At 74.8% G+C, this 7,567-nt stretch carries 7 protein-coding genes and 1 rRNA gene; 4 read left to right on the forward strand and 4 right to left on the reverse strand.

Annotated elements, in window-relative coordinates; translation table 11 throughout:
- The 3 genes from rrf to ACRYR7_RS23050 all read left to right on the forward strand — a co-directional run.
- A 5S ribosomal RNA gene (gene rrf, locus ACRYR7_RS23040) occupies positions 1 to 107 on the forward strand; the annotation flags it as partial.
- Positions 108 to 373: 266 nt separating this feature from the next.
- Positions 374 to 1,591, forward strand: a complete 1,218-nt coding sequence (locus ACRYR7_RS23045; protein ID WP_432574498.1) for a hypothetical protein — start codon at positions 374 to 376, stop codon at positions 1,589 to 1,591.
- 16 nt (positions 1,592 to 1,607) lie between these two features.
- On the forward strand, positions 1,608 to 1,877 hold the full coding sequence (locus ACRYR7_RS23050) for a hypothetical protein (RefSeq protein WP_432574499.1): 270 nt from the start codon (positions 1,608 to 1,610) through the stop codon (positions 1,875 to 1,877).
- A gap of 6 nt (positions 1,878 to 1,883) precedes the next feature.
- Here ACRYR7_RS23050 and ACRYR7_RS23055 read toward each other — a convergent pair whose 3' ends face one another.
- From ACRYR7_RS23055 to ACRYR7_RS23070, 4 genes are all read right to left on the reverse strand, one after another.
- Entirely contained in the window at positions 1,884 to 3,242 is a 1,359-nt protein-coding gene (locus tag ACRYR7_RS23055) for a 6-phospho-beta-glucosidase (protein ID WP_432574501.1), read from the reverse strand.
- A 126-nt stretch (positions 3,243 to 3,368) separates the two neighbouring features.
- Positions 3,369 to 3,809 (reverse strand): PKD domain-containing protein, encoded by a 441-nt coding sequence (locus ACRYR7_RS23060; protein WP_432574502.1) that lies wholly within the window; start codon positions 3,807 to 3,809, stop codon positions 3,369 to 3,371.
- 398 nt (positions 3,810 to 4,207) lie between these two features.
- Positions 4,208 to 4,816, reverse strand: coding sequence for a DUF6318 family protein (locus tag ACRYR7_RS23065; RefSeq protein ID WP_432574503.1), 609 nt, complete (start codon positions 4,814 to 4,816; stop codon positions 4,208 to 4,210).
- A 69-nt stretch (positions 4,817 to 4,885) separates the two neighbouring features.
- On the reverse strand, positions 4,886 to 5,956 hold the full coding sequence (locus ACRYR7_RS23070) for an HNH endonuclease (RefSeq protein WP_432574505.1): 1,071 nt from the start codon (positions 5,954 to 5,956) through the stop codon (positions 4,886 to 4,888).
- Positions 5,957 to 6,085: 129 nt separating this feature from the next.
- Here ACRYR7_RS23070 and ACRYR7_RS23075 point away from each other — a divergent pair.
- Positions 6,086 to 7,567, forward strand: a 1,482-nt coding sequence (locus ACRYR7_RS23075; RefSeq protein ID WP_432574506.1) for an exonuclease domain-containing protein, incomplete at its 3' end; no start/stop codon positions are given.

The raw sequence follows: 7,567 nt of genomic DNA on the forward strand, positions 1-7,567 counted from the left end.
ATAGCGGTGGGGAAACGCCCGGTCACATTCCGAACCCGGAAGCTAAGCCCACCAGCGCCGATGGTACTGCTCGGGAGACTGGGTGGGAGAGTAGGACACCGCCGGCCACTCACTTCTGGTGAGACGGCATCCCCTTCCTTGTTGGGTGGGGGGTGCTGGGTGTGGATGAGGCCCGTGCCCCCTTTGGTGGGGGGCACGGGCCTTTCCTGCGTTCACCAACTCTCGACGACGATGCGGGTGCTCTCGACTGTGAAGTCGATTCCTCGAGTGCCGACGAGTCTGTGGACGGAGAAGTCCTCGACGAGGTACCTGTGGAAGACGCAGCGCGGTCAGGTCTGGTCACTACGGTCGTGGCGTCGACCAGAGGAGGACCATGACGGCCTTCGAGCGCCCACCGGTGCGCGTCCTGTCACCCGTGCCACGGGCGTCCCGGTGGAGTGATCGGCGCACCGCTGAGCTGTGGACCACGCGCGCCCTGCAGCACCACGAGCAGCAGGTGCGCCACGCCGCCTCACGGCGCGAGCCCTGGATCGAGCTGCGGGTCCCGGTGCCCGCCTCGGCCGGTCACCTCCTCGTGCGCGACGGTGCGAACGTCAGCGAGCGGCCGGTCTCCTGCGCGGTGGTGCGCCTGGACCTGTCTACGACGGCTCCCCGGGTGCTCGCCTCGTTCCCCGAGGACCTGCCGACCTGGGAGGACGGGTGGGACCTGCTGCAGGTGCTGTCCCCGCTGGCCGCTGACGCCGTCGAGCACTGGTTCGACCCGCGGGCGGCCGTAGAGACGGTGCTCGCAGCCGACCCGGCCCGCGCTGCCACGGCTCTGCAGCAGTGGCGCACCGCCCTGCGCAGCACCGCGGACCCGCGCGCGCTCGTGGAGCAGGTCACCGGTCACCCCGCCGAGCCCCCGGAGGGGACCTCGTGGTCGGCGTGGGCGGACTGGTTCGAGCGCCGCCTCGAAGCCGGCACTGACGTGGGTGGTGGAGCACGGAACCGGTCGGCGCCGTTGCGTGAGGCACCGTCCCTGCAGCGCACGGGTGGCTTCGACCCGGACGTCGACCTCACCGCGGTCGTGACCGACGCGCTGAGCGCGACTGGTGACCTCGTGGACGCGTGGGTGCGGGACTTCCCCGGTGCGCGCCGGTCGCGGCTGCTCGTGGACACCGGCCACCCCGTCGGTGTCGTCGTCACCGCTTCGCCGCAGGTGACGATCGCGGCGAGGCACGTCGCCCTCGTCGTGGAGCGGGACGCGCACGGTGCTCCGGTGGTGCTGGACGCCCACCCCGAACTACCGCCCTCAGACCGTGCCGGCGAGCACCCGGCGCTCGCGGTCGTGGCGAGCGCCTACCTCGGTCCGGGGCTGGAACGGCTCGAGGCCCAGCCCTGGCCGGGTCAGCGGGCTCTGCTGGCCCGGGAACCCGACGGTGTCCTCGACGCCCTCGTGAGCGAGGTCGAGGACCTGCTGGCTCTGCACGACGACGAGCTGAGCACCGCCGTGGCCGCCACCGGGCTCGCCGTGCTGCCGGTGGACCTGCGCGGCTGGCTGGAACGCCTGGTGTGGCGGCGGCGGGCCTTCCCGTGGACGGCGGAGGGCTGAGCCGGTGCGGTACGGGGTGACGACCGCGGAGCTGCACGACCTGGCCGTCAGGTTGCGCGAGGAGGGCCGGCGGGCCGCGGAGCACCGCGTCCCGCTGGACGCCGAAGCCGCCGCGGCCGGTGCCTGGTGCTCGGGTCGTGCGGCCGAAGCCGCGCACGCCTTCTTCGCCACCCTCGCCCAGGCCGCCCGCCAGGCCGCGGAGGGTCTCGACGACCTCGCCGAGCGCGTGCAGTTCGCGGCCGGCGCCTACGACGAGGCGGAGGCGGCCTCGGTCCCGGGCCGCTGAACGGCCTCAGCGCTCGAAGACCGCCGCCACCTCGGGGATGCGCTGCACGTACCCGTCGAGGAGGTCCCGCGCGACGGTGACGGAGTCCACCAGCGGGTGCAGGGCGAACGCCCGCAGCGCCTCGGTGCGGTCGCCGTGCACGGCCGCGGCGATCGCGTGCCGCTCGACCGCCTTCACCTGCTGCATCAGGCCCAGCTGGTGCAGGTCCGGCGCGTCCGTGGTCAGCGGGTGCACCCCGTTGGCGTCCACGGTCGTGGGCACCTCCACGACCGCGTCGTCGGGCAGGCCGGCGACGGTGCCGCGGTTGCGGACGTTGAGGATCATCGTGGCCCGCTCGTCGCGGCTGACGGCCGCCATGACGGCCAGCGCCACGCCGGCGTACCCCTGCTGGGCGGGGTCGAGTTCCGGTTGCCCGATGTGCGCCGGCTCGCCCTGCTCGCCGCCCTTGGCCTCGGCCATGTAGCTGGCGCTGCGCGCGCTGACGGTGGCGCGCCACAGGTCGGCCGCGCCCTCGGTGGTGCGGGCCAGCTCCTCCCAGAACGCTCCCTGCGTGCGCAGCAGGAACTCCCCGCGGGTCTCCCGCGCGTTCCGCGCGCTGCGCACCGCCTCGCGGTTCGCGTAGTAGTAGTGCAGGTACTCGTTGGGGACGACCCCGAGGGTGCGCAGCCAGTCCCTGCCGAAGACCAGGCCCTCCTCGAGGACGTCGAGGGCGGCGTCGTCGGCGAGCAGGCGCGGCAGCACGTCGGTGCCCTCGTGCACCAGCCGCCGCACCCAGCCGAGGTGGTTCAGCCCGACGTAGTCCACCTGCACGCGGCGGTGGTCCAGACCGAGCTGGGCGGCGATGCGCCGCCCCATGCCGGAGGGGGTGTCGCAGATGCCGAGCACGCGGTCGCCGAGGACGGACTGCATCGCCTCGGTGATGATGCCGGCGGGGTTGGTGAAGTTCAGGAAGTACGCGTCCGGCGCCAGCCGGCGCACCTGCTCGGCGACGCCCAGCGCGAAGGGGACGGTCCGCAGCGCGTACGCGATGCCGCCGGGCCCGGTGGTCTCCTGACCCAGGACGCCGAGGTCCAGGGCGACGCGCTCGTCGCGGCAGCGCCCGACCAGCCCGCCGATCCGGACGGCGGCGAAGACGAAGTCGCTGCCCTCCAGGGCGGGCTCCAGCTGCGTCGCCGCGGTGATCCTGGGCGCGTCGGGGAACCCCCGGGACATCTCCCGCAGGATCCGGACCATCCCGTCCAGGCGGCCGGCGTCGACGTCGTGGAGGGCGACCTCGTCCACGCGCGGGGACCCGGTGTCGCGCAGGAGCGCCTGGTGGACGAAGGGGGTGCGGAAGCCCGCACCGCCGAGCACGCACAGCTTCACGGGCGCCCGCCCTCCCGAGGGGGTCGTCGAGGTCTGCGGGAACCGTAACAGCGCGGCCGGACCGCACCACCGCCGCTCGCCGCCCGGGTGCCGGCGCCGTGAGGGGGCCGCAGCGCCGGAACGACCTCAGCGGGTGAGCACCGTCGTCCCCTCGTGCGCGGTGAGCGCCGCCGACGGGGAGGCGACGTCCACCGTGCCGTCCACGGCCTGGAACGGCCGGCCCGCGACCGAGTACTCCGCCGCGTACGTCGTCGTCAGGGTCACCGCGTACGTGCCCGGGCGCGTGTACGTGTGCGTCGTCGTCATCGCCGGGTACGGGGCGCCGGGGTCCGTCGTGGGACCGAGGGAACCGCCGTCCCCGAATGACCACGTGAACGACGACGGGGTGGCGCGGATCGTCACCGGGAACCCCAGCACCTGCACGTCGCGCGTCACCGCACCCGCCTGCGCGTACACGTTCACCGGCACGTTGAGGGCGACGTCACCGCCCGCCGGTTGCACGTTCGCCGTGGCGGCCGGCAGGCCGACGCGGCGGACGTCCTCCACGGTGATCGTCGGCAGGACCACGGGCTGGCCCGTCGCGGTGCCGGAGGAACGGCACGCCCCGGACCCGCGCTTCCAGTCACCGCCACCGACGGGGCGGCTCCACTGGGTGAGGAAGGTCTCGCCCGGGGGGCAGACGAGGGCGGCGTTGCACAGCGAGTCGGCGTCGTTGCCGCCGGGGCGGCCGCACGGGGAGACGAGGACGTATTCGTGAGTGGAAGCGGGAGCAGGTACCGCTCGATTCGGTTCACGAGAATTAGCTCGACGACTTGGTCTCTCCTGCCGTCCGCTGACAACAACCCCATCATTGGCGGTGGTGCTACTCCAGCGTGTGCTTGGGTCTGCGGCAGTTGACGGTGCGATTGGGATGAGCATCAACCAACAGAGAAGACATCCAACAACGACCGAAGCCGCTGTTGACCTCATCGAGGCATCTCCCAGATCCACCATTGATCATCATGAAATTTCAACTGCATAGATCCGTCGGATTCTGAACCGGGAGACTCCTGCAAAGTCGTTCCATCGGGGTTGACCAGTCGACCTGAGGACGCCCGCATGCGCATGAGAATTTCTGCTTCGTTGAACTCTGGATCGAAGTGCTCAACCGTTGCTCCTCGAAATTCGAGGATTATGTTCTCCCACCGCAGGCCGCGAGCATGGGCTACGTCCACGACTTCGGCGTCATTTCTGCACGCCACGCAGTCCGGCTCGCTGATCTCCCGGATCGCATCGGAGTCGCCCGTCGCCCGTGCGTGGTTCAGCACCTTCAGGTAGTGCGCGGCGAACGCGATGGCGTCGTCCTCGTCGAAGCCGACCGGGGTGAACGTCGGTCGCGCCGCGGGAGGCTGCGCGACCGCGGGCGCGGGCGCAGTTGCGGTTGCCGAGGCCGGTGCCGGGGTCGCCACCGGGGCCGGTGCGGCGGGCGGGGGCGCCGGTGCGCTCGGGCGCTGGTCGCCGGGTCCGCCCGCCCCGCAGCCGGCGAGGGCGGTGAGCACCGCGGCGGGCAGGAGGAGCGGTCGACGCGCGAACACGCGGGGACGGTAGGGCCCGTGGGCGGCGCCGTGCCCGCCGTCACCCGTTCGGCTGTGGGGAACCGGTCCTCAGGCGGCGAACCGTGCGCCGTCGCCGGCGCGCAGGAGGTCGAACACGCCGGGTTCCCGCCACAGCGGTGTGCCCGGCGGGCTGGTCGCGTAGAGGGCGGCGGCGACGCCGGTGACCCGGGCGTGCTCCACCGGCCAGCGCAGGGGTGCGGCGATCGCGCGCAGGTCGGTGTCCGCGCGGTCCAGGGCGCGCGCGACGTGGTCGAGCGCGGGCAGGGTCGCGGACTTGGCGAGGTTGCAGCGCCGGTCGGCGGCGACGAGGTTGGCCAGGCCGTCGACGGCGACGCGCGACCAGGGCAGCACGTGGTCGACGTGGGTGTCCTCGCGCAGGGGGCGCGCGCAGTAGAAGCAGCGGCCCGCCTGCAGGTCGGTGAGCGGGGCGCGCACGGGGGTGAGGTCGGCGCGGTCGGCGCCGAAGAGGAACCCGTGCAGGTCGGGGGCGCCCAGGTCGGCGGCGTTCATGCGCTGCACGTCGGCGACCCACCACTGCTGCAGGACGGGTTGCAGCAGCCCGGCGACGCGGGCCAGGGCGGCCGGCACCCCGGGGTGCAGCTCGACGCTCCAGCCGTGCGCGTCGAGCTCGGCGGTGGTGACCTTCTTGTGCAGCCAGGTGTCGTCGTAGAGGAAGGCCGTACCCGGCGCGGCGGTGCCGGTGCGCTGCAGGGCGGTGAGAGGCTGCTGGGCGAGGGTCCTGGCGACCTCGCGGCGGCGGCGGGCGTACTCCCCGGGCAGGCAGGCGCGCAGCTGGGCGGGGGTGCTCAGGCCGGCGGCGTGCGCGGCGGCGCGCAGCTCGCGCACCACGTCGGGCAGCGAGCGCCCGCCCTGCTCGTTCTGCCGCAGCACCCCCGCGCCGGAGAAGGCGCGGACCTGCGGCCAGTACAGGTCCACGACGCGGTCGGCGAGGTCGGCGATCGGCACGCGCAGCGGCTCGCCGGGGGCGGTGGGGTGCTCCGTGCAGTGCTGCAGCAGCGCGGAGAGCACCGCCAGCTTGTAGGTGGCGACGCGCCGGCCGGTGGCGAGCAGCTCGGCGCAGCGGGCGCCGATCTCCAACGGGTCCACGTGCGTGTCCACGTCCGGACGCTACGTCACCACGCAGGTGGCCGGGCGGGTGGCGGCGCCGTCACCGGCCGTGTCGCGCGCCGGTCGTGTCCGACCGGCGTGGCACCGTCGTAGGTGCTTCCCCACGCTAGGAGATCCACCATGACGTCGCTCCTCCCCGGGCCCGTCCTGCCCCGCGACGACGGTGCCCCGGTGTCGTTCGGCGCTCGCTACCCGCACCGCTACGCCGTGCTCGACGTGGAGACCACCGGGTTCTCCGCTGGCCGGGACCGCGTGGTGCAGGTCGCCGTCGCGCTGGTCGACGAGCACGGCGAGGTGGAGTCCACGTGGGCGACCCTCGTCGACCCCGAGCGCGACCCGGGCCCCGTGCACGTGCACGGGATCACCGAGGAGCGCCTGCGGGGCGCGCCGCTGTTCGCCGACGTCGCCGCCGAGCTGGCCGGCCTGCTGGCCGGGCGCGTGTTCGTCGCGCACAACGCCGTCTTCGACTGGGGCTTCGTGGCCGCGGAGATGCGCCGCGCCGGGGTGGCGCTGGAGGTGGAGCAGCGCCTGTGCACCCGCAACCTGGCCAAGCGCCTGGACCTGCCGGTGCCGGACCTGAAGCTGGCCACCCTCGCCGCGCACTGGGAGGTGCGCCAGCTGCGCGCCCACGACGCCGAGGACGACACCCGCGTCCTGGTGGAGGTGCTGCGCCACGCGCTGAGCGCCGCGGCCGACTACGACCTGGACCTGCCGCTGACGCGCTGCTCCACCGAGCCGCCGCCCCCGCGCCCGCGCACCCCCCGCGGGGCCGGCGCCCCGGCGGAGGCCGTGGTGGGGGCGGTGGCGGTGCCCGCGGGCGGTGGTCCGCTGGCCGGGCGGCGCGTGCTCGTGCTCGGCGGCACCCATGAGGAGGCCGCCGCCGTGCGCGCCCTGGTCGCCTCCCGCGGCGGCGTGGCCGCCGTGCACCTGTCGGGCGGCACCACCGACGTCGTGCCGCTGCCGGGTGCCGGGCGGGACCCGCGCTGGCGCCTGGCGCGGCGCATGGGCCTGCCGGTGCTGGACCTGGCCGCGCTGGACCGCGCCGCGCTGGACCTCGCCGCGCCCGACGGGGCCACCGCGGTGGGCGCCGGGTGCCCGGTGCTGGCCCCGGGCGCTGAGCTGGAGCTGCCGCCCAGCGGCCGGCCCTGGGTGCTGGACGTGCAGTGGGGCCGGGCCGCGCACCTGCTCGACGTCGCGGTGCAGCGCTTCGACGCCGCCGGCCGCTCCGCCGGTGGAGCGCTGCGCGGCACGCGCGCCTCGGCCGACGGCACCGTCGTCCTCGACGTGGACACCACCGGGCAGGCGGAGGTGTGGCTGCACCTGGACGCCACCCCGCGGGAGGTGGAGCGGGTCGTCGTCAGCGCCCGGCTGCCGCGCGCGGTGACCTTCGCCGACGTGGGCCCGGTGGTGCTGGCGGTGCGGGTGCCGCGCGGGTCGGTGCTGGCGGTCGCGACGCTGGACGCGGCGGCGGGCGCGCAGGCGCTCGTGCTCGCGGAGGGGGGGGGGGGGGGGGGGGGGGGGGGGGGGGGGGGGGGGGGGGGGGGGGGGGGGGGGCGGCGCCAGCGCGCCGCCCGCGGGCGCCGGGCCCGCGCGCCGCGGGGG

This window comes from Kineococcus gurbantunggutensis (genome assembly GCF_050871925.1).
GTDB lineage: Bacteria > Actinomycetota > Actinomycetes > Actinomycetales > Kineococcaceae > Kineococcus.